Source organism: Streptomyces sp. NPDC048504 (genome assembly GCF_043200035.1).
In the GTDB taxonomy this organism is placed as follows: Bacteria; Actinomycetota; Actinomycetes; order Streptomycetales; family Streptomycetaceae; genus Streptomyces.
On record NZ_JBICXA010000014.1, the window covers coordinates 1 to 23,911 of the forward strand.

The following is a 23,911-nucleotide window of genomic DNA, read 5'->3' on the forward strand; positions in this document are numbered from 1 at the left end:
GACGTCAGACATCTCGATCAACAGCCCGGGGGCCTCGCTCGTTGCGCTTCACCGGCCATCACCTGATCGGTGGCCAACTCGAAGAAGCTCAATGAAGGTCGAACTCCGTAAGATTTTTGAGAACGCCGAGGCCGAAAATCGTGGTCTCGACGCCAAGGAGATTGCCGCTGTCATCAACTCGATTCCGGTTGAAGAGCGCATGGCACGGACCGAGATACTTGCAGCCGTTAATAGCCCCGGTGCGGCTAGCTCTCCTGAAACTCGTGCCGTCGTTGCCGAAACGCTTGAGCACATGGAAATGCGGGCCGAAGACGCTCGCGAAGAGCGGGCACGTCGTGACCGCGAGGACGAGGTTCGTGCTCTCATCGCTCGCGCTCCAATGGGCCTGCTTACTCCGTCCAGCCGTCGCGGCCAAGCCGAGGATGAAGAGTCCTGGCGTTCTCTCATGCCGTCGCTCGGCGAGTATCGGGCGCTTACTGCCGAGGGCATCCCGAGTAGCGGCGGTTACACGGTGCCGTCCGGGACCGCTTCGAAGTATGTCGATGCACTGAAGGCCAAGTCGACTTTCCTTCGCGGAATTCCTGCCGAGAACATTGTTCCATTCGATTCGGCTACCTTCTCTGTTCCTCAGCTTATCTCTTCGACCGGTACGGACTATGTCGAAGAGGGGCAGCCCATTCCCGAGGGTGACATGGTTTGGGGTGAGGTTAAGTTTGAGGCGAAGAAGATTGGCCGCATCCAGTGGGCCAGTGTCGAGATACTCGAAGACAGTGCGGTTGATCAGCGCAATGCCATTGCGAACAACCTTTTCCGCGATGCTTCTCTGAAGTTCGATGCTGATGCATTCACCGGTTCGGGGACCAATCCGATCAAGGGCATTCTTTCGCAGGGTGTCTCTACGACTCTCGGAGCGGGCAAGGTGACCGTCACCTATGACGATCTGGCCGACGCCGTGGCCCGGATCGAGGCCATGAACGGAACTCCCTCGGTCGTGTGGGCTTCCGTGGATATGGCTGCTGCATTGAGGAAGGAGAAGGCCGCCGGTTCCGGCACCTATCAAGGTGGCTCCCCGGTGGACGCCCCCGCGCCGACTGCATGGGGTCTACCGATCCTTCCAAGCGCCTTCCTTCCCACCAAGACTGTGGTGGTGGCCGATGGCTCGCGCGTCATGGTCGGTATTCGTCGCAATGCCTCGGTGAAGGTTTCCGAAGACGCTCGCTTTGATTCCGATCAGGTGGGTTTCAAGCTCACCATGCGAGTTGCTGGAATTTCACTGGCTGAGGCCGCTTCGGCGCAGATCGTGAAGGCCGTCTAAAGCCAGGCCGGCCGCGAATTCAATCCCCCGCACCCTACAGGGTGCGGGGGATTTTCGTCGTTTCCATCCAGTACTCTTATGTCGTCATTCGGGGAGTCGGAATAATTGGGTAAGGCCCCTTCAAAACCTATAACCGGAGAGGCGCCCGCCCGCGCACTGAGTGCACCGGACTTTTTCCCGGCCGTTGCAGATGCCACATCCACCGAATCCACCGCACGCAGGGCACCAGACTTCACGGCTCCCGAAACACTCTCCACAGATCGCGGATACGCCGTTCAGCCATTCGATAATGGAAGGGCGGCCGTTGTCGTAGCCCCGCCGACCAGCCCTCGGCTTTTCTGGTGCTGTCGCCATGACCTAGCCGCCGTGCGCGCATTGTCGAATCTTGCGGGCCGCCTCGAAGCGTGCGGAGGCGTCACCGGCCTTCTTGGCCGCTGTCAATTCAGCAAGGGACTCCGCGCACTGGTGGCACCCTTCGCGCGGCTTGGCTTCGTACAGCCAATCGTCTAGGGGTAGGTCGACGGCTTCGCTCGGGTAGCTAGGTGGCCTCATACGGGCACTCCCCACACCGTCGCCACGGGAAGCTCTCTCCCTTGGCCTATGGCGCTGTGTGGATGGTTGCTGATCTGCTGATTGGCACTCGCCACAGCGTCCGGCACACCTGCTTCACGGGCCACTTCGCGGGAATGACCGAGTGCGGCGCACGTCATGCACCCATCGGCACCAACAGGTTCAAGTCCTTGAATGCTCCTCGCTACTGGCCCGGAACTGGATTCAGCCTCCGACTTGTCCTCAAGCATCGATCGCCCCTCGGCTCCACGTCTGTCATGTAATGGTGCCGCGAAGCATGCAGTCGAACGATCTTTATTTGCGTTGGCGGGTAGGAATCACGAGCGGAACCTTTCGGCCCACTCGAACAGACGTCCCCTGCATTGATCCCCGAACAACGCCAAGCCTTCATATACGGCAAACTCATCTAGGTATGCCGATACATCCCGGTGGTCCCTGAATACCATTGCGCCCGTCTGCGTCTCGACGGTCACGATCCGCGTGTCATATACGGTGAAGGTGTTCAACGGCCCTACCGACATATGACCTTCAAGCGGGATGACCCCGAGGTGAACGTTCGGCAGCAAGGAAATCGATGCCAGTCGGTCAACCTGCATCGCCATGGCTGCCGAGGGTAGGAATGGCCACCTAACGGCCTGCTCAGTAAGAATGAACGTGAAGCGTTTCGACGTATCGTATAGAACCGCCTGTCGCTCTAGCTTCTTGGCAATCGCCTTGCTGTGATCTCCAGGGATGTGGGCGAGACTCGCTCTCACATACTCGGGCGTTGCCAGCAGCCCGGTAATCATCGACAGCAGGAAGTACCGGAATTCTGTGGACGACTGCTCGAACCCGGCTAGCTCGTTCTGCTTCTTCTCTAGACCGGTTCGGCGCTGGTTCCAAACGTCTTGCCATTCACTGTTTGCATTGCGCGCCAGGGCTGCGACTCGTGAAACGAGTTCCGGAGGTGCGTCCAGGGCTCTTAGAATTAGCTCAACATCAACTAGAGTGGGAGTTAGTTTCCCTCCTTCGATATTGCTGATCTTTGTTTGACTCATGTTGCATAGCCGAGCGAGCCGGGTCTGTGTGATCCCGGCTCGCTTTCGGAGCATCTTGAGAGTGTCGGCTAGGTCCGCCTTGGACTGCCCCATCTCCTCTGGCTCAAACGTCAAGACCCTTCACGTACTCCTCAAAAGGTACCGACGCGGTCAGTGCAATGCGCTGATATTCGAGGTACCGCGCCACGTCGCCCTCGTACACTTCCCGGCCGATCTGCGTGCCGTCGTCCTCATAGTTCATGAGGACGACTTCCTTTTTGTCGAACATCCAGAAGTCTTGGACACCCGCCAGAGAATTTTCCCGATCGGTCACGTCCATGATTCGAATGTCTTCTCCGGCCCATACGTGCGGCCGGTAATACATGAACTCGTACCGGAGGTATGCCGACAGGGGGCGAGTCACGATGTGTACGCGCCCCTTGCTCTTTCCTTCCCGGCGCACTCTCTTGAGGTCTTCGGTGTAGGAGTTCGAGTGCGTGTGGGGGTCAATGCGGTCGCCCGCTAGAAAAGCCCGGATCTCTTCCTCTTCTTGCGGGACCCTGTACTCGGGCAGGGTCTCAAGTCGCCATGCCTCGCTTTGAAAGTCCCGGAACTTGGCTTGCCACGCTTCACCATCCAAGAGCACGAACAGCCTCCCTGAGTACCGATTCCGGGATCTCTACCAGGGACTCACCCTGCGGAGGCTTGAAAGCCTCGGACAGGTCGCCCTGGACGATGATGGAGCCGCTTGCGGTTCGGTACACGTTGGGGCAGTCGTTCTGATTGCACTCACCGTTGCCGTTGCCGGTAAGGCGGGTCAGTTCTTCGCGGACCATGCCGAAACCCCCTTGTGTCCGGCCCCAGTTGGGGCCCTTGAACACGACCGTACGGGGGTCGCTCAGGGTCGTCTATGCGGCATCGCCAATATTCGCGTTGTCGGGTACGGGCAGGTGGACGCGCAGGGGCTCACACGGTCCGGGAAAGGCACGGGTACATACATCCTGCGGCCTGAGAACCTCAGGACGTCTCGGGGCTACGCACGGCCTTGACGGTGAGTGGCTGTCGCTTCCGCCTGCTGGGCGTGCTGGCAAGGGCAGAGAACGGGGTGACCTTGGAGGGCTCCTGGGACTCCATGGGGAGCCTCTCGGGCAAGCCGAGGGCTCCCAGTGCCTCATGCTGGTCTTGGAGGCTCATGCGGGCGAACAGGGCCGCAGCGTCTTCAAGTTGAGACATTTCAGCCCCTACACGCTTGCCAGAGACAGCTTGACGGCGAACCCCAGGAAGAGCACCCCGGCGGCCGAGGTGGCCCCTGCGCTGAGCGTCCTCCGACGACGGAACGCAGCAGCCAGACGAGACCCGCCGAAGATGAGCGCGGACAGGTACAACACGCTTACCAACTGGGCGAGTACGCCCAAGGTCAGGAAGCCCACGACCGGGTTGGATTCCGACACGAACTGCACGAAGAAGGCGACGAAGAACAGGATCGCCTTCGGGTTGAACAGGCTCACGACGAAGGCACGGCGGTACGGCCGTTCCTCGGCCGCCTCCGCGGCGGGAGCCGGTTCCATGGCCGCCCGCTCCTTGCGGCTGCGCCACATCGCCCACGCGGCCCGCAGCATCCCGAACGCCAGCCAGGTCAGATAGCCGGCCCCCGCGTACTTCACGATCCCGAACAGCAGGGCGTTGGCCTGGAGCAGCGAGGCGACCCCGGCCGCGGAGAGCGTCATCAGCACGGTGTCCCCGCACCAGACACCGGCGGCGGCCGTGTACCCGGCCCGGGTGCCGCGCCGGGCGGCGACCGAGAGGACGTACAGCGAGTTGGGCCCGGGCAGCAGGACGATCAGGACGAGGCCGGCCAGGTAGGTGGGAAGGTCTATGACACCGAACATGAGAACGAGTGTCGCACGCGGGGCGCGCCGCCCAGAAGGCGTTTTACGGGGGCGGACGGTTCAGAAGGCGTCCGTCGGCACATACGTCCCCCACACCCCCCGCAGCGCGTCGCACACCTCCCCCACCGTCGCCCGCGCCCGCAGCGCCTCCTTCATCGGGTACAGCACGTTGTCCGTGCCCTCCGCCGCCGTCCGCAGCGCGGCGAGCGCCGAGTCCACCGCCTTCCGGTCCCGTTCGGCGCGGAGCCGTGCGAGGCGTTCGGTCTGCCGGGCCTCGATGGCGGGGTCGACGCGGAGGGGCTCGTACGGTTCCTCCGCGTCCAGGCGGAAGCGGTTGACGCCGACCACGACCCGGTCGCCGGAGTCGGTCTCCTGGGCGATGCGGTAGGCGTTGCGCTCGATCTCGCCCTTCTGGAAGCCGTGTTCGACGGCGCCGACCGCTCCGCCCAACTCCTCGACCCGCCGCATCAGTCGGACCGCGGCCCGCTCGACGTCGTCCGTCATCGTCTCGACGGCGTAGGACCCCGCGAAGGGGTCCACGGTCGCGGTCACGTCCGTCTCGTGGGCCAGCACCTGCTGGGTGCGCAGCGCGAGGCGCGCGCTCTTGTCCGTCGGCAGCGCGATCGCCTCGTCGAAGGAGTTCGTGTGCAGCGACTGGGTGCCGCCGAGCACCGCGGCCAGCCCCTGGACGGCGACCCGGACGAGGTTCACCTCCGGCTGCTGGGCGGTGAGCTGGACCCCGGCGGTCTGGGTGTGGAAGCGCAGCATCAGGGACTTCGGGTTCCGCGCGCCGAACTCGTCCCGCATCACCCGGGCCCACATGCGCCTGGCCGCACGGAACTTGGCGACCTCTTCGAGGATCGTCGTACGCGCCACGAAGAAGAAGGAGAGCCGGGGTGCGAAGTCGTCGACGTCCATGCCGGCCGCGACCGCCGTACGGACGTACTCGATGCCGTCGGCGAGGGTGAAGGCGATCTCCTGCGCGGGCGAGGCGCCGGCCTCCGCCATGTGGTAGCCGGAGATGGAGATGGTGTTCCACTTCGGGATCTCGGCGCCGCAGTACTTGAAGATGTCGGCGGTCAGCCGCAGCGAGGGCTTCGGCGGGAAGATGTACGTCCCGCGAGCGATGTACTCCTTGAGTACGTCGTTCTGGATGGTGCCCGTCAACTGCCCTGCCGGTACGCCCTGTTCCTCGCCGACGAGCTGGTACATCAGCAGGAGGAGGGCGGCGGGGGCGTTGATCGTCATCGAGGTGGAGACCTGGTCGAGGGGGATGCCGTCGAACAGGGCCCGCATGTCGTCGACCGAGTCGACGGCCACGCCCACCTTGCCGACCTCGCCGTGCGCGAGGGCCGCGTCGGAGTCGTGGCCCATCTGGGTGGGCAGGTCGAAGGCGACGGACAGACCGGTCGTGCCGTGGGCGATCAGCTGCCGGTAGCGGGCGTTGGACTCGGCCGCCGTGCCGAAACCGGCGTACTGGCGCATCGTCCAGGGCCGTCCCGTGTACATGGACGGGTACACGCCCCGTGTGAAGGGGTACTTCCCGGGTTCGCCCAGCTCCTCGGCCGGGTCCCAGCCGACGAGGGCCTCGGGACCGTAGACGGGTTCGACGGGCAGCCCCGACTCCGACTCTCGCACCATGGTGGGCACCTCCGCTCCCCACGATGCCCCGCCGTTCGCGACCCGTCATCCGGGGGTACGTCTCCGGGGTACGAGGCCGGTGAGACGACGGGGGTCCGCGATGCGTACTACGGGTATGGGGAGGCGTACTACGGGCAGGGCGCGAGTGATCGCCGTCGCGGCGGTCCTGTCGGCACTGGTGGCGGTGTGCGGCTGCACGGTGCAGGGCACCGACGCGGACGGCGGGCACCATCTGCCCGTCCACATCAAGCTTCCCGGCAGCAAGAGCAGTAGCGGTGGCGGCACCGGTGACGGGAAGTCCTCCGCTTCCCCGAGCACCGCCCGCGCCGCGAACGTCCTGTGGTCGCGCGGCGACAGCGGCGGCGACGTGCGCGAACTGCAGGCGCGGCTACGGCAGGTCGACTGGCTCTTCGACGGGCCGACCGGGACCTACGACGACCTCACCGAGCAGGCCGTCGCGGGTTTCCAGGGCAAGCGCGGGCTGCCGAAGACCGGCGAGACCGACAGCGTCACCTGGCAACGGCTGCTGAAGATGACGCACGAGCCGGGCAAATGGGACCTGTACCTGATGGGCGGCCAGCCGGCCGGCGCGCCCGACCCGCGCTGTCTCACCGGCCGGGTCCTGTGCATCGACAAGACGAGCCGGACCCTGCGCTGGATGATCGACGGGCGGACGGTGTCGACTATGTCGGTACGGTTCGGCGCGCAGTACACCCCGACCCGCGACGGCGTGTTCCAGGTCTACTGGAAGGCCCGGAACTGGGTGTCCACGCTCTACCACTCCCCCATGCCGTACGCGATGTTCTTCAGCGGCGGCCAGGCGGTGCACTACTCGTACGACTTCTCGATGTGGGGTTACGCGGGCGGCTCGCACGGCTGCGTCAACGTACGGGACGAGGCGGCGATCGCGAGTCTCTTCGCCCAGGTGCGGACCGGCGACAAGGTCGTCGTTTACCAGTAGGTGTATGAGGCGCGGGCGGGACCGGGGGAACGTGTCCCACCCGCGCCGTGTGCACGAGCCGTAGGTACGGGGGGAACCCCGGCTCTGTGCGTTGGCCGATGACCAGTCGGCTCACTCAGTACTGCGCCACGACGGCCGAAAATGTCACACCTGCCGCGAAGAAATTTCCACGAACCGCGAAAGCGCAGGTCAGCGGCGCGCGATCGGTTCAGAGCACGCTGTACGTCGGGCTCGGCGACGGGGTCTGCCGGGTGTCGGTGGTGTGCGACGGGGCCGGGGCGGACGGCGGCTGGTGCCGGGCGAGCGGGGTGAAGACCGTGGGGCCGGAGGTGGAGGCGCCGTTGTTCTGGTAACCGCCGCCGTTGCCGTCACCACTGCTGCCGCTGCCGCCGCCCGGGGCGATCGGGGCCAGGTTCCCGCCGCCGCCCTGGCCGCCGGCCTGCCCGTCCGAACCGTTCTGGTCGCCGCCCTGACCGCCGGCGTTCTGCCCGTCGCCGCTGCCGCTGCCGCCGCTGCCGCCCTTGCCGTCGGCGTTCTTGTCGTCCGTGCCGGATCCGGTGCCGGTGCCGGTGTGCTGGAGGAGACCCTTGCAGTACGTCCACACGTGGGACGTGCCGCCCGCCGCGTCCTCCAAGGTGCGCTTGCGGCCGGGGGCCAGGGGCTTGCCGTCGCGCACGGCACGGCAGGACGAGGTGACACCTTTCCACCAGCCGCCCGAGCCGAAGGACTTGTCGTCACCGGTACCGGCGGAGGGCGTGGGGTTCGTGCCGCTGCCGGCCGCCTCGCCGGAGGAGTCGTCGGAGCCGCCGCCCGCCGTGGGCGTGCCCGGGCCGCCGGTGCCGCTCGGCGAGGGCGAGACGAGGGTGTGGTCGGGCGATGTCACGGCGGCGGAGATGGAGGAGGCGGGCGTCGGGTCGTCGTAGAACGGGGTCGGAAGGGCTCCCGTGCCGACGGCGGCCGCGACCCCGCCGAGCATGCCGACGGCGAGCGCCGCGGTCAGGCCGACCCGTACGGGTCTTCCCCAGCGTGGCCCCGGGACGGTCGCGACGACCGGCCGCCCGAGCCGGACGAGACCGGCGTCGGAGGACGGCCCGCGGCCGCGCCGGGCGAGGGCGGCCCGCTCGACATCGTTGCCGTTGCGCGCGGCCCGGAAGGCGGCCAACGCGGCTTCCTCGCCCGGGAGTTCGACCTTGGTCTGCGAGGGTTCCACGGACAGCGCGCCGAGGGTCCTGGCGAGCCGCTCGGCCTGGGCGCGGGCGGCCGGGCCGACGGCGTCCAGGGACTCGCCGCGCAGCAGCAGCTCGGCGGTCTCACGGTCCAGCCATCGGCCGGGGGTCCGAGGGGTGTCCCCCGGAAAAGCAGAGCGCTCGTCGGCCATCACATGTCCTTCTGCGTCCGCGCACGCGTATGCGTCACAGTGGCGGACGTCACCGCGCGGTCGCGCGGGTCTCGCTGGGGCGGCAGGGCGTCGAGGGCCGCGGCCGATTCCGGGTCGCCGCCGAGCAGTTCCGCCAGCCGTTTCAGCCCGCGGTGCGCGGCCGTGCGGACGGCGCCGGGCCGCTTGCCGAGGGTCTCCGCGGCGGTCTTGGCGTCGAGGCCCATGACCACCCGCAGGACGACGGCCTCGGCCTGGTCCTGCGGCAGCTGGGCGATGAGGGAGAGGGTGTTGTCGGTGGCCAGGGCCTCGATGGCCTCACCGGCGGTGTCGGACTCGGCGGCGCGGCCGGTGAGTTCGGTCTCGTCGGCGACTGTCGCGGGGCGGCGGCCGCGCATCCGTATGTGGTCAAGGGCGCGGTTGCGGGCGATCCGGGCCGCCCATCCGCGGAACCGGTCCGCGTCCCCGCTGAACCGGTCCAGGTCACGGGCGATCTGCAGCCAGGCCTCGGACGCGACGTCCTCGGCGTCCGGATCGCCTACCAGCGTCCGTACGTATCCGAGCAACCGCGGGTGCACCGTGCGGTACACAGTCCGGAACGCGGTCTCGTCCCCGTCCTGTGCCGCAAGCACCGCGGTGGTCAGCTCCGCGTCGTCCCCCAGCACGTGGTCCCTCGAATGGTGTTGGTCGCGTCCTCACTCCGGCGCGAAAGGCACGTTACGACCTGAAACTGTTCCTCGTCCATGTCCGTACAAGATGCAACTACGTGGTTCGGGCCCGCGGTGTGACAGAAAACGCACTCCCGGCGCTGTAGAAAGTACGGGCCGCCGCGCGGCCCGTACAGCGCGACGGCCGGGGCCTCTCCTGTGGGGGGTGGCGGCCCCGGCCGTCTCCGCGGTCCACGGCTCCGACCTGGGCGACCACCGGGTGCCGACGTCCAACGTGAACGCTCCCCTCGCCCGCAACGGCTTCGACTCCGACCGGGCGGTCGGGTCAGTGCCGGGCGAACTGGACCCGTGTGGGCTGCACGACTTCGGGCCGCACCGCGATCCCGTCGACGGTGAGTTGTTGTCCGTAGATGTCGGTGAGCCTGATGGCGCCGCCGCACGCGCTGCCGTCCGGGGAGAGGAAGTAGTTGTAGCCGGTTCGCGCCAGCCGGCGCCAACTGCCGCCGCTGCGGACCTCCAGCCGGGCGAGCGGGTTGCGGTGGCCGATCGCCTGAATGCCGCACCAGTAGGGGCTTGACCCGGTCTTGTAGCGGATCGAGATCGTGCCCGACGTGTCGGGGCTCAGCAGGCTCCAGGTGATCGCGAGCCGGCCGGTCGAGACGGGGGCCAGTTCGGCGAAGGCCTGTTCGCTGAGCCGGCCTGTACTCGATCGCCAACCGCGGCACGGGACTGGTCCTCGACGGCGGCGGCATGGTCCCCGCAGGGTCCGGGACCAAGCAGTGGACGTGGACGCGGAGCACCAACCTGATGTGGACGTTCAGGCCGGTCGGCTGACGGGCGAGTGGACCGACGTGCGTCACCCGGAGGTTGGGCACGGGTGACGCAAGCGCGACATCCTTACAGGGCCCCACTGCCCCTCGGCCGCCAGTCGTCCTGCCTCCGCGTCGGCGCCGCCTGGACCCCCGCGTCCCGCGCCGCCCGGAACGCCGCCACCGCCCGCCGCTCGGCCTCGCCGTCCGCATCACCCTCGCGGAGAGCCGCGCCCAGCAGGCCTGGGAGGCCGGGCAGGCCCGTGTCGCGTTCAGCCATGTCCGTCTCCATCCCTTTCCGTCACGCCGTCCGTCACGCCCAGTTCGCGCGCCAGCCGCTTCAGCCCCCGATAGGCGGCCGTACGCACCGCCCCCGGCCGCTTGCCCAACACCCGCGCGGCGCCGGGCCCGTCCAGCCCCACGACCACCCGGAGCAGCACGGCCTCGGCCTGGTCCTGCGGCAGCCCCCGCACCAGGCCGAGCGCGTACTCCGTGGAGAGGGACTCCAGCGCCTGGTCGTGGGTGCTGTGCGGGCCCGGCAGTTCGAGTACGTCCTGTTCGAGCGTCGCTGGTCTCGGACGTACCCGCTGTCTGCGCAGATGGTCGAGCGCCCGGTGCCGGGCGATGGTCGCCGTCCAGCCGCGGAAGCCCGCCCCGTCGCCGCGGAACCGGCCCAGGTCGCGGGCGATCTCCAGCCACGCGTCGGACGCCACGTCCTCGGCGTCGTCGCCGACGAGCCCGCGCAGATATCCGAGCAGCCCGGGCTGCACGATCCGGTACGCGACCGCGAAAGCGCCGTCGTCGCCCTCCTGGGCCCGCGCGACGGCCGCGCCCAGTTCCCCGTCGTGCGCGTGCCCGCGCCGGGGCTCGCCTGTCTGGCCCAAGGACTGTCCTCGTCCGTACCGAGTGCGCGAAGAATCCGTACGGGCACGGCGGTCCCCCTCGGCGATCCCCCGCACCCCCCATCGCCATCAGCGCCGCCCCTCACAGAAACGTCACAGCCCGCGGCCCGCCCGGCACATCCCCGGCCCGCCGACGGGGCACGGTCCCTCTGGCCCCGGTGTACGTCCGCCCGTGGCGTCCCCGCGAACGAAGGAGACCCATGTCCGACCTCCGTATCGGTGTCCTCGGGTACGGCCTGCGCGGCAGCCTCGCCCGCGTCGCCCACCGCCCCGGCGCGGGCTCCCGTGTCACCGCCCTCGCGGACCCCGACCCGGCGGCCCGGGAGACGGCGGCCCGCGACTTCCCGGGTGCGTCAACAACCGCCGACCACCGGGAAGTTGTCCTGTCCCCCCACGTCGACGCGGTCCTCGTCCTCACCCCCGACCACACCCACGCCGACCTCGCCTGCGAGGCGCTGCGCGCGGGCAGGCCCGTCCTCGTCGAGAAGCCGCTCGACATCACCGTCGAACGCTGCGACCACGTCCTGCGTACGGCCCACGAGACCGGCACCCGCCTCTACGTCGGCCACAACATGCGCCACATGCCGGTGATCCGCCTGATGCGCGACCTCGTCGAGGCCGGCGCGATCGGCACCGTGAAGACGGTGTGGGTACGGCACTTCGTCGGCTACGGCGGCGACTGGTACTTCAAGGACTGGCACGCCGAACGCCGCTACAGCACAGGCCTGTTGCTCCAGAAGGCGGCCCACGATCTCGACGTGATCCACTGGCTGGCCGGCGGCTACACCCGCCAAGTGCAGGCGTTCGGCGACCTGTTGGTCTACGGCGGCCTCCCGCACCGGCGCGCACCCGGCGAGCCGAAGACCGCCGACTGGTACACCAAGGACGGACACTGGCCGCCGCACACCCAGCGGGCGCTCAACCCGGTCATCGACGTCGAGGACGTGTCGCTGGTCAACATGCGCCTGGACAACGGGGTGTTGGCCGCCTACCAGCAGTGCCACTTCACCCCGGACTACTGGCGCAACTACACCGTCATCGGCGACGCGGGCCGGCTGGAGAACTTCGGCGACGGGCCCGGCGCGGTGGTGAAGGTCTGGAACAGCCGCCGCTCGGGACACCGGGAGCACGCCGACGCCGAGTACCGGGTCCCGGACACCGAGCAGGACGGCGAACACGGCGGCGCCGACCCGCTGTTGATCGACGAGTTCCTGCGGTTCGTACGGCACGGCGCGCGCACCGACACCTCGCCCGTCGCCGCGCGCATGGCGGTGGCCGCGGGGTCCGGGGCCACCGAGTCACTGCGGGACGGCGGCACCCCGCGCGAGGTGCCGCCCCTCGATCCGGAACTCGTCGCCTACTTCGAGCGGGGTCAAGTGCAGGAGTCGTAGGGCTGGTTGGGACTGCGAAACCATGGAGGCCGTAGGTCTAGATGGAGGTCTCCACCGGCTGCTGCGGGGTCTCCTTCGCCACCGCGCCCGGTGTGGGCACCCGGTCAGCGTTCACCAGGACGCCCGCGATGAGGGCGGCGAGCAGAATCGAGGCCATCGCCCACCAGGTGGCGACGTTGAAGCCGTGCACGGCGGCCTTCGCCTCCAGCAGCCGCTTGTTCACGCCGGGGCCCGCGTGGGCGGTGGCGTAGCGGGTGGTGACCGTGGCGGCGATCGTGTTGAGGAGGGCCGTACCGATCGAACCGCCCACCTGCTGGGCCGTGTTGAAGGTGGCGGAGGCCGCGCCGGAGTCGCGGGGTGCGACGCCTCCGGTGGCCAGGGAGACCGAGGTCATCATCGCCGTCCCCATGCCGAGGCCGAGCATCAGCATGCCGGGCAGGATGTACGTGGCGTACGCGGGCTCCACCCCGACCTGCGCGATCAGCGCGAGCGCGCCCGCCGCGATCAGGAGACCGGGGACCATCAGGGTGCGCGGCGGGACCCGGTGCAGCAGCCGGGCCGCGACCTGGGTCGAGCCGGTGATCATGCCGACGGTGATGGGGAGATAGGCGACGCCCGTCTTGACCGGCGAGTATCCGAGGACGCGCTGCATGTAGTAGGTGAGGAAGAGGAACACGCCGAACATGCCGATGGTGACGAACAGGATGGTCAGGAACGCGCCGACCCGCTGACGGTCCTTCACCACCGACATCGGCAGCAGCGGAACCTTCGCCCGGGTCTGCCAGAACCCGAAGGCGCCGAGCAGGACGACCCCGGCGGCGAGCAGGGTCAGGACCAGCCCGTCGCCCCAACTCCGCGACTCCGCCTCGGAGAAGCCGTACACCAGCGTCAGCATGCCGAGGGAGCCGAGGAGCGCGCCGGGTATGTCGAGGTGGGCGTCCGGGTGCCGGGAGCTGTCGCTGAGCAGGACCCAGGCACCGGCGAACGCGACCAGCGCGATGGGCACGTTGACGTACAGACACCAGCGCCAGTCCAGGTACTGGGTGAGAAACCCGCCGGCCAGCAGCCCGACGGCCGCGCCCGCGCCGACAATTGCGCCGAACACACCGAAGGCCTTGCTGCGGTCCTTCGGGTCGGTGAACGTCGTCGTGAGCAGCGACAGCGCGGAGGGGGCCAGCAGGGCGGCGAAGACACCTTGCAGTGCTCGGGCGCCGAACAGCATGCCCTGGTTGGCGGCGGCACCGCCGAGCGCGGAGGCGGCGGCGAAGCCGATCAGCCCGATCATGAAGGTGTTCTTGCGCCCGGCGAGGTCGGCGATCCGGCCGCCGAGCAGCAACAGCCCGCCGAAGGCGAGCGTGTAGGCGGTGATGACCCACTGCCGGTTGCCGTCCGACATGCCGAGGTCGGTCTGGGCGGACGGCAGTGCGATGTTGACGATGGTCATGTCGAGGACGACCATCAACTGCGCGAGCGCGATGACGACCAGCGCCCACCAACGACGGTTCTCGGCCATGGATCCTCCCCGGGTCCGGCGAACGTCCTCATCGTCCTCCCGCACCCGGCCCCTTGGGAACGCTACCGTCTCTTATTACGCCGATTTTGCCGACCGCGACCCGCCGCGTGCCGAGTGCGGGAGGGGGAGGCCGAACTCCCCTACCGGCGCACGCCGTTCACCGCGTCCCGGCACAGCAGGCGCAGCGACCCGTGTCCGCCGAAACACCGCCGCGCCTCGTCGATGGGGTCCCACAGCCGCCCCTCCGGAGTACGCAGCCAGTGCTCACCCCCGGTCGCCCACCACTCCCCGCCGGTCTGCCGCGCGATCACCTCACCGGCGTACGCCCCGAACCCGCGCAACTCGCTCTCGACGGCGGCGAACGGCGCCCCGTCCCGCCGTATCTCCTCGATCATCCGGTCGACCCGCCACAGGCTCTGCGCCGAGTAGTCGAGACGGACCCGGGCCCCCTCGCGCATCGTCGCCACCGCGTCCGCCGCCCACCGCACGGGCCGGGTGGCGGCGGAGGGCCGGTGCTCCCGCGCTGTCATCACGTGTGTCATCGCACCAGGAAAAGCATGGTGGGACGGTGTTCCGGCATCCCGATCCGGACATTTCCGCGGACCGGCGCAGGACCGACCCACCTCCGCCGCACGACGGTCACAAGGTCCCGATGCGCTCCCGTTCTCAACTCCGGCCGCGCGCCCGGCGCGAGACGACCGCGCGGAGCACCCGGCGCCCCTCCGTCGACACCGCGAGCACCTGGCGCAGTCCGCCGCCGGTTCCGGTCCCGGTTCCGGCGAGCAGCTCAAGGACGCTGATCTGGCGCCGCAGTTCGGCGGCGACCAGGGGTGACATTCCGTCCGTACGACCTTCACGGCGGGAGTCGATGTCATCGGCGCCGTCCGCGTCGCCGGCGGGGGCCATGACCTCCAGGAGCCGGTGGATCCGCAGCGAGGCGACCGAGCAGGCGTCGGCCCACTCCCGTACCGGAGTGCCCACCGGTTCGGCCGGTGCGGTCGCGAGCATCTGCCGGGCGAGTTGAACGGCGCGATCCTCACCGGGTTCCTCGAAGAGGGCCGGGAGCTTGGCGCGGGCCTGCTCCAGGGACTCGCCCCACGCCTCCCCCGCGGCGCCCTCCGCGAGGCTGGTCCACAGCGGGCGCAGCACCTCGTCGTCACCGCCCAGCAGCGGCACGCACCGATCCAAACAAGCCAGTCCACTGGCAGCCAGCGCGCGTTCGTCGGCCTGCGCGATCAGTTCCACCAGACTCATCCAGACCTCCCTCGGCGGGGCCCCTCCCCTATGGAGCCCGCGTTTCCCCTGACTGCGTGCTCCACCCCGGGAGTGTCACACGGGACACCCCCGAGCAGGCAGGGAAAACGGAAGAACAGGTTTTCGGCCAACGGAACAGGATCCCTCAGGCCCCGGCCGGAACGCCCGCCCTCGCCAGCGCCTTCTCGTGCTGCATGCGGGTCAGGCGCAGGACGACGAGGATCGCGGGCACGCCGGCCGCGATGCGGGCGACGTCGACGAACATCGCCAGGAAGGTGGCCGTGTGGATCTCGTCGGCCGTGGCGGATTTCCCGAAGTCCAGGCCACCCAGCCAGCCGACGAGGAGCGAGAGGGTCCACAGCGTCCACCAGATGTTGACCAGCGCGTGCGACCTACGCGTGCCCGCGGGGCTGCTGGCGTCCCAGACTTCGAGGGCAATCCGGCGCGGATACCAGAAGTTCAGGAACGGCACGAACCACCCGCCGACAGCCCACCAGGGCTGCATACTCTGCTCGGCCGGATCGAACACCCCGGCATTGCCCCGCACCCGCACGAACCAGCACAGGTACACGACGGCGCACACCACGCTCGAAACCGCCCGGACGTGGCCGGCCACCGCGTGGAGCGACTGCACGGAGTCCGCACGCCGGAACACGGCACCGCCGACCGAGCCGTTCATTAGGTCGCCTGTCACGTCGTACAGGGCAAGATCGGCGTAGACGGCGAACAGATTGACGGCGATGAGAAGCCCGAGCAGCGCGGCGGCGGCCCGGCCAAGGCCGATCGGCGAACGCAGACAGGGCACGGGCCCGGGTATGGGACCAGGCGCGGGAACGGACACGATGCGGCAACCCCCCGAGTGTGAACAGGAGGGGGAACATACGATCCGCCGATCCCGGAAGTCCAGCGGCTGCCCAGCCGCGCCAACCGCCCCGCTCAACCCACCTTGTCCGCAAGGGACTTGAACTGCGTCCAGGTCAACGCGGGCGTCCCCGGGTCCCACAGCTTCTGGACCGTGGCCCGCAGCGGCATACGAATACCCGCCGCGACCTGGTTCTGCGTCTGCGAGTTGGCGAGGTCGCACCAGACCGCGAACGACCCGCCGAGGATCTGGCCGTCGTACTTCGCCGGGACCGCCGTAGTGCCGCGCAGCACGCGCGGGGTCCACTGTTCGTAGATCCGCCGTCCCGTCGGATAGACGAAGGTCTGCGGCTCGCCGAGGACGTAGTACAGGTACTCGTCGTTGTAGTTGAGGACCTTGCGCCCCGCGCTCAGATACGCGACGGGCTGCCGGGCGCCGATCTCCTTGCCCGTCCAGTACGCGACTTGGAGGTCCTTGGCCGCCGCCACCGAAGTCCCCTTGAGGAAGCCGTCGTTCCACACCCGCATCGTGCGGTCGTGGTTGCGGACGGTGTCGGCGCGGTCGTTGAGCCAGCCGGTGGTGAGGTCGGCGACGGTGCCGCCGGAGCCGTAGGCCTTCGTGGCCTCGGCCGCCAACTGAGGGAACGACGCCTGGGGGTTGGCGACGGTCAGCGCCTGGTACTCGTCGCCGCCGAGGTGCCACTGGTCACCGGGGAACAACCCGGCGTACTCGTCGAGGAGTTCGTCGACGACCGCGGCGGACGCGTCCTTGGAGATGTCGATCGCACCGCGCGTGGCGACACCCGACACGTTCCGCAGCTGAAGATCCGGATGGGCGGCGAGCACCGCACCGAGGTGCCCCGGCGAGTCGATCTCGGGCACGACGGTGATGTGCCGGCTGGCCGCGAGATCGACGATCTGCTTGACCTGCGCCTTGGTGAGGTGATCCTTCGACACGACTTCCGGGTGGCTGGTGGACTCGATCCGAAAGCCCTGGTCGTCGGAGAAGTGCAGCCCCAGTTCGTTGAACTTGAGGTCGCCCAACTCCCGCACCCGGTCCTCGATCCAGGCCGCGGTGAACGGCTTGCGCGCGATGTCCAGCATGAACCCGCGCCGCGGCTTGGCCGGTTGGTCGTGCACGACGCCCTCCGGCGCCGTACCGCCCCCGTGCACTTCCTGCTTGAGCGTCCGGGTGCCGTAGAACACCCCGGCGTCCGAGGGCCCGCTGATGTTGACCCGCCCGCCGCGCACGGTCATCGCGTACGACTCCGGGTTCGCGCCCTCGTCGTCGTTCAGCGCCAGCCGTACGTCCCCGGCGCGCACGTCGCTCGACTCGCCGCCGTACGTCAGCCCCAGCTCCCTGGCGATCAGCCGCCCCTCGTCGACGAGATCGGCGTCCTCGACGACGACCCGGTTCCCCTTGGCGGGCCGCCAGCCGGGACCGCGCGCGGGGGTGTGGGACCGCACGGCGGGAATGGTGCGGGGCGTCCGCGACAAGGGATACGACCGGGTCGGACTCGGACTCGGCGTCGGGGACGCGGAACGGGAGGCCGCGCCGCGCGAGGCGGCGGAGGTCTCGTCGGCGGACCCGACCGCCGCACCCCCGGAACCCCCCTCGTCCCCGGACGCGGCCCACAGCCCGAGGCCCACCCCGCCCGCGACCACCGCGGTGGCAGCGGCGGCGGCGATCAGCCCGCGCCTCTGCTTGGTCTGCTTCACCTGCTTCGCCGACGAGCGGCGCCTGTGCTGGCTCACGGCGCCAACCTACGGCCCCGGGTGGATCGCGGGTGTCCACCACGCGTTCCGAAACTCTCCCGTCCGGGTGAAATTCGGGCATCTGTCGGACACCTCATGACCACTCCCGATAACGTGGTGACGCACTTCTCACTCTTCAGCACCGCATCCCCTGCCGCACCGTCCGTGACGCGAGGATCCACCCTGCCTGCGCACCGCCTCCCCCACCTCCCCGGCCGCGTGGCCATACCGGCGCTGCCCGAGCAGTCCCGCACCTCGCCGTCCCCGAATGCGCTCGCGGGGTTCAACGCCGCGTCCCCCGAGAACGCCCGCCGCACCCTCCTCACCTGCCTCCACAGCCTCCACTGGTCCCACCGCCTCACCGACCACCGCCCCTACCCCGACCTCGACTCCCTACTCGCCGCATCCGACGAGGCGTCGTACGACCTGACGGCGGGGGATCTGGCGGAGGCATTGGCCGGCGAGTCGCTGCCGGTCCTGCCGGACGACACCTACGAGGCCGCCCACATGGCCCTGGACGCGGCCCACGCGGCGTACGAGGCCCGCTTCGGCCACGTGTTCGTCATCTGCGTGGACGGCATTGCCCCGGACGAGGTCATGGACCACGTACTGGCAGGCATCCGGTCACGATTGACGAACGACCCGGAGGAGGAACGGGTAGTGGTGGCAGAGGAACTCCGGCGCCTTGCAAGAGGACGCTTGCTGGACGCTTTTAGGGGCGCGGGGCTGTGACATTTGCGGCTCCGCCGCGGGGCGCGACCAGCCACAACCGACCCGCACCCGGCATTCAACACAATCCCCCACCCCACTAGCCGCCCGAAACTAGCCCGTACGTGCACCTTTGGGTGCCATTTTGATCACACCAGCAGGCCCGCCGTAAGACCCGCGTCAGCGCCTGGATACGATGCTGAGGGCCGGTGGACCGTACCCGGCCGGGCCCGACCGACAGAGAAGCCGGCGCGGCCCTAAATCCCCGCTCCCGGAGGGTTCTTCCGTGCCGGCTGGAACGCTGTACCGCGGCCGGGAAGGAATGTGGTCCTGGGTGGCTCATCGAGTCACCGGCGTCCTCATCTTCTTCTTCCTGTTCGTACACGTGCTGGACACCGCTCTCGTGCGTGTCTCCCCCGAGGACTACGACAAGGTCGTAGCCACCTACAAGACGCCGATCGTGGGTCTGCTGGAGTACGGCCTCGTCGCCGCCATCCTGTTCCACGCCCTCAACGGCCTGCGCGTCATCGCCGTCGACTTCTGGTCGAAGGGCCCGCGCTACCAGAAGCAGATGCTCTGGTCCGTCGTCGGCCTGTGGCTGGTGCTGATGATCGGGGCGATCTACCCCGTGCTCGGCCACGCCGCTCGTGTTCTCTTCGGGAGCTGACACAGATGTCTACGACTGAAACCGCAGCGTCGGGCATCGGCCCCGTGGAGAGCGCGTCCGTCTACACCGTGGACAACCCCGCGCCCCTCATCGAGGCCCCCCGCAAGCGCACCAAGAAGACCCCGAAGTCGACCCGGGGCAACTTCGAGATGTACGGCTGGCTCTTCATGCGCCTGTCCGGTGTCGTGCTGGTCGTCCTGGTCCTCGGCCACCTGCTGATCCAGCTCGTGCTGGACGGCGGTGTCTCCAAGATCGGCTTCGCCTTCGTGGCGGGCCGCTGGGCCTCGCCGTTCTGGCAGGTCTGGGACCTGCTGATGCTCTGGCTGGCGATGCTGCACGGCGCCAACGGCCTGCGCACGGTCATCAACGACTACGCGGAGCGCGCGAACACCCGGCTGTGGCTCAAGGGCCTGCTCTACACCGCCACGGTGTTCACCATCCTGCTGGGCACGCTGGTGATCTTCACCTTCGACCCGAACATCCGCTAGGCCACCGGGCTGAGGGACTGAGGAATTCTGATGAAGATCCACAAATACGACACCGTCATCGTCGGCGCCGGCGGCGCCGGTATGCGCGCCGCGATCGAGTCGACGAAGCGCAGCCGCACCGCGGTCCTGACGAAGCTCTACCCCACCCGCTCCCACACGGGCGCGGCGCAGGGCGGTATGGCCGCCGCGCTCGCCAACGTGGAGGAGGACAACTGGGAGTGGCACACCTTCGACACGATCAAGGGCGGCGACTACCTGGTCGACCAGGACGCCGCCGAGATCCTGGCGAAGGAGGCCATCGACTCCGTCCTCGACCTGGAGAAGATGGGCCTGCCGTTCAACCGCACGCCGAACGGCACGATCGACCAGCGCCGCTTCGGCGGTCACAGCCGTAACCACGGCGAGGCCCCGGTCCGCCGGTCCTGCTACGCGGCCGACCGCACCGGCCACATGATCCTCCAGACGCTGTACCAGAACTGCGTGAAGGAGGGCGTGGAGTTCTTCAACGAGTTCTACGTCCTCGACCAGCTGATCGCCGACGTCGACGGCGTGAAGACGTCGGTGGGCGTCGTCGCGTACGAGCTGGCGACCGGCGAGATCCACGTCTTCCAGGCGAAGGCCGTGATCTACGCGTCCGGCGGCTGCGGCAAGTTCTTCAAGGTGACGTCGAACGCGCACACCCTGACCGGCGACGGCCAGGCCGCCGTGTACCGGCGCGGGCTGCCGCTGGAGGACATGGAGTTCTTCCAGTTCCACCCGACCGGCATCTGGCGCATGGGCATCCTGCTGACGGAGGGCGCCCGCGGTGAGGGCGGCATCCTCCGCAACAAGGACGGCGAGCGCTTCATGGAGAAGTACGCGCCGGTCATGAAGGACCTGGCGTCCCGTGACGTCGTCTCGCGCTCCATCTACACGGAGATCCGGGAGGGCCGCGGCTGCGGTCCCGAGGGCGACCACGTGTACCTGGACCTGACGCACCTCCCGCCGGAGCAGCTGGACGCCAAGCTGCCCGACATCACGGAGTTCGCGCGCACCTACCTCGGTATCGAGCCGTACACGGACCCGATCCCGATCCAGCCCACCGCGCACTACGCGATGGGCGGCATCCCGACGAACGTCGAGGGTGAGGTCCTCACCGACAACACCACCGTCGTCCCGGGCCTGTACGCGGCCGGCGAGGTCGCCTGCGTCTCCGTGCACGGCGCGAACCGCCTCGGCACCAACTCCCTCCTGGACATCAACGTGTTCGGGCGCCGGGCGGGCATCGCGGCGGCGGAGTACAGCCAGAAGGCGTCGTACGTCGAGCTGCCCGAGGACCCGGCGCAGCAGGTCATCGACCAGGTCGAGCACCTGCGCAACTCCACGGGCACCGAGCGCGTGGCGGTCATCCGCCGCGAGCTGCAGGAGACCATGGACGCGAACGTCATGGTGTTCCGCACCGAGCAGACCATCAAGACGGCTGTCGAGAAGATCGCGGAGCTGCGCGAGCGCTACCGCAACGTCTCGATCCAGGACAAGGGCCGCCGGTTCAACACCGACCTCCTTGAGGCCATCGAGCTGGGCAACCTGCTCGACCTCGCCGAGGTCATGGCGGTCTCGGCGCTCGCCCGCAAGGAGTCCCGCGGCGGTCACTACCGCGAGGACTACCCGAACCGCGACGACGTCAACTTCATGCGCCACACCATGGCGTACCGCGAGGTCGGCGACGACGGCACCGAGTCCATCCGTCTCGACTACAAGCCGGTCGTCCAGACCCGCTACCAGCCGATGGAGCGTAAGTACTGATGGCTACCCCTGTTCTGGACAAGGCGGAAGCGGCCGGCCAGCCCGAGCCCGGCTTCGCCGACTCCCCCTACATCACGGTCACCTTCCGGGTCCGCCGCTTCAACTCCGAGGTCTCGGCGGAGGCGGTCTGGGAAGACTTCCAGCTGGAGATCGACCCCAAGGAGCGCGTCCTCGACGGTCTCCACAAGATCAAGTGGGACATCGACGGCACGCTGACCTTCCGCCGCTCGTGCGCGCACGGCATCTGCGGTTCGGACGCGATGCGGATCAACGGCAAGAACCGTCTCGCCTGCAAGACCCTGATCAAGGACCTCAACCCCGAGAAGCCGATCACGGTCGAGCCGATCAAGGGTCTGACGGTCCTGAAGGACCTGGTCGTCGACATGGACCCGTTCTTCCAGGCGTACCGAGACGTCATGCCCTTCCTCATCACGAAGGACACGAACGAGCCGACCCGGGAACGCCTCCAGTCGGCCGAGGACCGCGAGCGCTTCGACGACACCACGAAGTGCATCCTGTGCGCCGCGTGCACGTCCTCGTGCCCGGTCTTCTGGAACGACGGCCAGTACTTCGGCCCGGCCGCCATCGTCAACGCCCACCGCTTCATCTTCGACTCGCGTGACGAGGCGGGCGAGCAGCGCCTGGAGATCCTCAACGACCGTGACGGCGTGTGGCGTTGCCGCACGACCTTCAACTGCACGGACGCGTGCCCGCGCGGCATCGAGGTCACGAAGGCGATCCAGGAAGTGAAGCGGGCGCTGATCACGCGGCGCTTCTGAGGTTCTTGGCCGTACGTGTGCGAGGGCCCCGTTCCCGGGTGGGAGCGGGGCCCTCGTCGTGTACATGGTGTGCGGGACGGGGAGTTGAGCGCATACTCGACGGACACCGGGCTTGGGGGGAGCGATGGGGGTGCGCGGGCGACTTCTCGTTCTGAGCCGTGTCCTCGCCGCCTATCCAAGCGGCGAGCGCAGGGTGAGAATCAGCGCCGAGGGGGAGCCCGAGTCCGGGGAGTGGGTCTACCTGTGTCTGACCGAAGGCTGCGAACTTCAGTTGACCCGGCAGTCGGCCGAGAAACCCACGCCGCCGGGATGCCCCGACCACGGCCCACGTCACCCCGTGTGCGTGCCGACCCCTCCCGGCGTTCCCGACGTAGCGCGCGCCTCCGATGGGCTCTGGATCTACGTCTGCCGGACCCGCACTTGTCGCAAGCGACCTCTACGGGAACGATCACCCCGCGCACATGCTCTATGCGACGGCTTCAGGCACAAAGGACGTTCCGGCGAGACCGTGTTGGCCGTGGCACCGAGGTAACGAGGAGGCATCGTGCTTGGCGGGCTCGCCCAGGCGGGGACGAGAGCACTCGGAGGCGACCGGTTCAGCCTGCTGAGCGTGCTCCCGGGTGCCATCGTCATCACAGCTGTCACCGTCCTCGCGGGGGCCCATGCCTATGAGCCGGGGAGAAGCATGGACTTGGGAGACGCTCTGCCCGCCGACCACAAGTTCGTCACCCTCGGTTTCGGCGCTGTGGTCGCTTTCCTGGGCGGGGTGCTGCTACGGCCTTTCGAAATCGCGCTCGTGCAATTACTGGAAGGCTACTGGCCTGCGGGAACCCTGCGGGGAAGGGTGCGTCCAATCGCCGTGGAAAGGCACAGGCGACGCCGCGATCAGGCGATCACCCTCGCGGAAGGAATCGACGTCGTCGAACCGCCGGACAACCCATCGCTCGCCCAACTCGCCCGTCTGGACCGGGTATTGGCCCGCGAGGCTCGCATCAAGGACCGGGCCGAACGCACGAAGGCCAAGTACCCCCCGGACGACAACCACCTCATGCCCACCGCGCTTGGCAACATCCTGAAGAACGTGGAAGAACGGACGGGGCGCCGCTACGGGCTTGACGTACTGAACGCATACCGACGTATCTACCCTTCCGTGGCGCCGGAGTTCCGCCAGGCCATCGAGGAACAGTTGGACCTCATCTCCATCACTTCATCACTGTGCTTGGCGTTCGGAGCGGTGTCGCTGGCAGCCTCGCCGCTGATCCTCCGCATGAACTGGTGGACACTGGTGATACCTGTGGCAATGGTGGCGTCAGCCGCGGCGTACCGGGGGGCTCAACGAGCGGCACAGGATCACGAACACCTGATGAAGGCTGTTTTCGACGTGCACCGCTTCGATTTGGCGGCAGCTCTGCACTATGAACTGCCGACGGACGCGGCCGCCGAGCGGGAACTGAATCAGCGGATCACTGAGTTCTTGAACGACAATGCGCCGCTCGCCGACCACCCCAAGCTCAAGAGCGAGCCGTTGAAACATCCCGGAGCGAACCCGCCCACGCCCTGACCC

At 68.4% G+C, this 23,911-nt stretch carries 23 protein-coding genes and 2 pseudogenes; 10 read left to right on the forward strand and 15 right to left on the reverse strand.

Annotated features, from left to right (window positions below; translation table 11 throughout):
* Positions 1-91 precede the first annotated feature (91 nt).
* Complete coding sequence (locus ACGFY9_RS30765) at positions 92-1,315, forward strand: phage major capsid protein (protein ID WP_393759539.1); 1,224 nt, start codon at positions 92-94, stop codon at positions 1,313-1,315.
* Between the two features lie 887 nt (positions 1,316-2,202).
* On the opposite strand, the gene ACGFY9_RS30770 is transcribed toward ACGFY9_RS30765, so the two are convergent.
* The 5 genes from ACGFY9_RS30770 to ACGFY9_RS30790 all read right to left on the reverse strand — a co-directional run bounded on the left by ACGFY9_RS30770 (position 2,203) and on the right by ACGFY9_RS30790 (position 6,431).
* Positions 2,203-3,036, reverse strand: a complete 834-nt coding sequence (locus ACGFY9_RS30770) for a helix-turn-helix domain-containing protein (protein ID WP_393759541.1) — start codon at positions 3,034-3,036, stop codon at positions 2,203-2,205.
* Positions 3,026-3,547: a DUF6879 family protein gene (locus ACGFY9_RS30775; protein WP_393759543.1), complete on the reverse strand. Its 522-nt coding sequence runs from the start codon at positions 3,545-3,547 to the stop codon at positions 3,026-3,028. The genes ACGFY9_RS30770 and ACGFY9_RS30775 overlap by 11 nt, the downstream gene beginning before the upstream one ends.
* Positions 3,531-3,737, reverse strand: a complete 207-nt coding sequence (locus ACGFY9_RS30780; RefSeq protein ID WP_393759545.1) for a hypothetical protein — start codon at positions 3,735-3,737, stop codon at positions 3,531-3,533. The genes ACGFY9_RS30775 and ACGFY9_RS30780 overlap by 17 nt, the downstream gene beginning before the upstream one ends.
* A gap of 405 nt (positions 3,738-4,142) precedes the next feature.
* Positions 4,143-4,790: a leucine efflux protein LeuE gene (gene leuE / locus ACGFY9_RS30785; RefSeq protein ID WP_393759547.1), complete on the reverse strand. Its 648-nt coding sequence runs from the start codon at positions 4,788-4,790 to the stop codon at positions 4,143-4,145.
* Between the two features lie 60 nt (positions 4,791-4,850).
* A complete protein-coding gene (locus ACGFY9_RS30790) occupies positions 4,851-6,431 on the reverse strand; it encodes a methylmalonyl-CoA mutase (RefSeq protein ID WP_393759549.1) in 1,581 nt (526 codons plus the stop codon).
* Between the two features lie 100 nt (positions 6,432-6,531).
* On the opposite strand from ACGFY9_RS30790, the gene ACGFY9_RS30795 reads away from it, so the two are divergent.
* A complete protein-coding gene (locus ACGFY9_RS30795; RefSeq protein ID WP_393759551.1) occupies positions 6,532-7,392 on the forward strand; it encodes a L,D-transpeptidase family protein in 861 nt (286 codons plus the stop codon).
* A gap of 208 nt (positions 7,393-7,600) precedes the next feature.
* Here the strand turns inward: ACGFY9_RS30795 and ACGFY9_RS30800 are convergent, their stop codons facing one another.
* The 3 genes and pseudogenes from ACGFY9_RS30800 to ACGFY9_RS30810 all read right to left on the reverse strand — a co-directional run.
* The gene (locus ACGFY9_RS30800; RefSeq protein WP_393759553.1) at positions 7,601-8,770 is read right to left on the reverse strand and encodes a hypothetical protein; all 1,170 of its coding nucleotides are present in this window, start codon (positions 8,768-8,770) and stop codon (positions 7,601-7,603) included.
* Entirely contained in the window at positions 8,770-9,432 is a 663-nt protein-coding gene (locus ACGFY9_RS30805; protein ID WP_393759555.1) for an RNA polymerase sigma factor, read from the reverse strand. The genes ACGFY9_RS30800 and ACGFY9_RS30805 overlap by 1 nt, the downstream gene beginning before the upstream one ends.
* 328 nt (positions 9,433-9,760) lie before the next feature.
* Positions 9,761-10,129, reverse strand: a pseudogene (locus ACGFY9_RS30810) (expansin EXLX1 family cellulose-binding protein); the annotation flags it as partial.
* A gap of 2 nt (positions 10,130-10,131) precedes the next feature.
* Between ACGFY9_RS30810 and ACGFY9_RS30815 the strand changes: the two are divergent.
* Positions 10,132-10,269: pseudogene (locus ACGFY9_RS30815) on the forward strand (RICIN domain-containing protein); the annotation flags it as partial.
* 63 nt (positions 10,270-10,332) lie between these two features.
* Here ACGFY9_RS30815 and ACGFY9_RS30820 read toward each other — a convergent pair.
* Positions 10,333-10,524, reverse strand: coding sequence for a hypothetical protein (locus ACGFY9_RS30820; RefSeq protein WP_393759557.1), 192 nt, complete (start codon positions 10,522-10,524; stop codon positions 10,333-10,335).
* Positions 10,517-11,128 (reverse strand): RNA polymerase sigma factor, encoded by a 612-nt coding sequence (locus ACGFY9_RS30825; protein WP_393759559.1) that lies wholly within the window; start codon positions 11,126-11,128, stop codon positions 10,517-10,519. The genes ACGFY9_RS30820 and ACGFY9_RS30825 overlap by 8 nt, the downstream gene beginning before the upstream one ends.
* 218 nt (positions 11,129-11,346) lie before the next feature.
* On the opposite strand from ACGFY9_RS30825, the gene ACGFY9_RS30830 reads away from it, so the two are divergent.
* Positions 11,347-12,537 (forward strand): Gfo/Idh/MocA family protein, encoded by a 1,191-nt coding sequence (locus ACGFY9_RS30830; protein WP_393759561.1) that lies wholly within the window; start codon positions 11,347-11,349, stop codon positions 12,535-12,537.
* 37 nt (positions 12,538-12,574) lie between these two features.
* Here the strand turns inward: ACGFY9_RS30830 and ACGFY9_RS30835 are convergent, their stop codons facing one another.
* From ACGFY9_RS30835 to ACGFY9_RS30855, 5 genes are all read right to left on the reverse strand, one after another.
* The gene (locus ACGFY9_RS30835; RefSeq protein WP_393759563.1) at positions 12,575-14,050 is read right to left on the reverse strand and encodes an MFS transporter; all 1,476 of its coding nucleotides are present in this window, start codon (positions 14,048-14,050) and stop codon (positions 12,575-12,577) included.
* A 140-nt stretch (positions 14,051-14,190) separates the two neighbouring features.
* Positions 14,191-14,592, reverse strand: coding sequence for a hypothetical protein (locus ACGFY9_RS30840; protein WP_393759565.1), 402 nt, complete (start codon positions 14,590-14,592; stop codon positions 14,191-14,193).
* Positions 14,593-14,716: 124 nt separating this feature from the next.
* Entirely contained in the window at positions 14,717-15,304 is a 588-nt protein-coding gene (locus ACGFY9_RS30845) for a hypothetical protein (RefSeq protein ID WP_393759567.1), read from the reverse strand.
* A 145-nt stretch (positions 15,305-15,449) separates the two neighbouring features.
* The gene (locus ACGFY9_RS30850; protein WP_393759569.1) at positions 15,450-16,109 is read right to left on the reverse strand and encodes a DUF4328 domain-containing protein; all 660 of its coding nucleotides are present in this window, start codon (positions 16,107-16,109) and stop codon (positions 15,450-15,452) included.
* A 131-nt stretch (positions 16,110-16,240) separates the two neighbouring features.
* Positions 16,241-17,920 carry a glycoside hydrolase family 20 protein gene (locus ACGFY9_RS30855; protein ID WP_393759571.1) on the reverse strand — a complete coding sequence of 560 codons (1,680 nt, stop codon included), beginning with the start codon at positions 17,918-17,920 and terminating at the stop codon, positions 16,241-16,243.
* A 96-nt stretch (positions 17,921-18,016) separates the two neighbouring features.
* Between ACGFY9_RS30855 and ACGFY9_RS30860 the strand changes: the two genes are divergently transcribed.
* The 6 genes from ACGFY9_RS30860 (at position 18,017) to ACGFY9_RS30885 (ending at position 23,908) form a co-directional block, all read left to right on the forward strand.
* Entirely contained in the window at positions 18,017-18,652 is a 636-nt protein-coding gene (locus ACGFY9_RS30860) for a 2-oxo-4-hydroxy-4-carboxy-5-ureidoimidazoline decarboxylase (protein ID WP_393759573.1), read from the forward strand.
* A 262-nt stretch (positions 18,653-18,914) separates the two neighbouring features.
* Positions 18,915-19,295 carry a succinate dehydrogenase, cytochrome b556 subunit gene (gene sdhC, locus ACGFY9_RS30865; protein WP_366489326.1) on the forward strand — a complete coding sequence of 127 codons (381 nt, stop codon included), beginning with the start codon at positions 18,915-18,917 and terminating at the stop codon, positions 19,293-19,295.
* 5 nt (positions 19,296-19,300) lie between these two features.
* Positions 19,301-19,783 (forward strand): succinate dehydrogenase hydrophobic membrane anchor subunit, encoded by a 483-nt coding sequence (locus ACGFY9_RS30870; protein ID WP_026150201.1) that lies wholly within the window; start codon positions 19,301-19,303, stop codon positions 19,781-19,783.
* A gap of 30 nt (positions 19,784-19,813) precedes the next feature.
* The gene (gene sdhA / locus ACGFY9_RS30875; RefSeq protein ID WP_393036195.1) at positions 19,814-21,568 is read left to right on the forward strand and encodes a succinate dehydrogenase flavoprotein subunit; all 1,755 of its coding nucleotides are present in this window, start codon (positions 19,814-19,816) and stop codon (positions 21,566-21,568) included.
* The gene (locus ACGFY9_RS30880; RefSeq protein ID WP_043677140.1) at positions 21,568-22,347 is read left to right on the forward strand and encodes a succinate dehydrogenase iron-sulfur subunit; all 780 of its coding nucleotides are present in this window, start codon (positions 21,568-21,570) and stop codon (positions 22,345-22,347) included. The genes sdhA and ACGFY9_RS30880 overlap by 1 nt, the downstream gene beginning before the upstream one ends.
* 544 nt (positions 22,348-22,891) lie before the next feature.
* Positions 22,892-23,908, forward strand: a complete 1,017-nt coding sequence (locus ACGFY9_RS30885) for a hypothetical protein (RefSeq protein WP_393759576.1) — start codon at positions 22,892-22,894, stop codon at positions 23,906-23,908.
* Positions 23,909-23,911: the final 3 nt, after the last annotated feature.

Excerpts from the sequence above, each read along its gene's own strand:
- ACGFY9_RS30765 (WP_393759539.1), top strand. The coding sequence starts at position 92 with ATGAAGGTCGAACTCCGTAAGATTTTTGAGAACGCCGAGGCCGAAAAT.
- ACGFY9_RS30780 (WP_393759545.1), bottom strand. The coding sequence starts at position 3,737 with ATGGTCCGCGAAGAACTGACCCGCCTTACCGGCAACGGCAACGGTGAG.
- leuE (WP_393759547.1), bottom strand. The coding sequence starts at position 4,790 with ATGTTCGGTGTCATAGACCTTCCCACCTACCTGGCCGGCCTCGTCCTG.
- ACGFY9_RS30790 (WP_393759549.1), bottom strand. The coding sequence starts at position 6,431 with ATGGTGCGAGAGTCGGAGTCGGGGCTGCCCGTCGAACCCGTCTACGGT.
- ACGFY9_RS30795 (WP_393759551.1), top strand. The coding sequence starts at position 6,532 with ATGCGTACTACGGGTATGGGGAGGCGTACTACGGGCAGGGCGCGAGTG.
- ACGFY9_RS30800 (WP_393759553.1), bottom strand. The coding sequence starts at position 8,770 with ATGGCCGACGAGCGCTCTGCTTTTCCGGGGGACACCCCTCGGACCCCC.
- ACGFY9_RS30820 (WP_393759557.1), bottom strand. The coding sequence starts at position 10,524 with ATGGCTGAACGCGACACGGGCCTGCCCGGCCTCCCAGGCCTGCTGGGC.
- ACGFY9_RS30830 (WP_393759561.1), top strand. The coding sequence starts at position 11,347 with ATGTCCGACCTCCGTATCGGTGTCCTCGGGTACGGCCTGCGCGGCAGC.
- ACGFY9_RS30835 (WP_393759563.1), bottom strand. The coding sequence starts at position 14,050 with ATGGCCGAGAACCGTCGTTGGTGGGCGCTGGTCGTCATCGCGCTCGCG.
- ACGFY9_RS30840 (WP_393759565.1), bottom strand. The coding sequence starts at position 14,592 with ATGACACACGTGATGACAGCGCGGGAGCACCGGCCCTCCGCCGCCACC.
- ACGFY9_RS30845 (WP_393759567.1), bottom strand. The coding sequence starts at position 15,304 with ATGAGTCTGGTGGAACTGATCGCGCAGGCCGACGAACGCGCGCTGGCT.
- ACGFY9_RS30860 (WP_393759573.1), top strand. The coding sequence starts at position 18,017 with ATGACCACTCCCGATAACGTGGTGACGCACTTCTCACTCTTCAGCACC.
- ACGFY9_RS30870 (WP_026150201.1), top strand. The coding sequence starts at position 19,301 with ATGTCTACGACTGAAACCGCAGCGTCGGGCATCGGCCCCGTGGAGAGC.
- sdhA (WP_393036195.1), top strand. The coding sequence starts at position 19,814 with ATGAAGATCCACAAATACGACACCGTCATCGTCGGCGCCGGCGGCGCC.
- ACGFY9_RS30880 (WP_043677140.1), top strand. The coding sequence starts at position 21,568 with ATGGCTACCCCTGTTCTGGACAAGGCGGAAGCGGCCGGCCAGCCCGAG.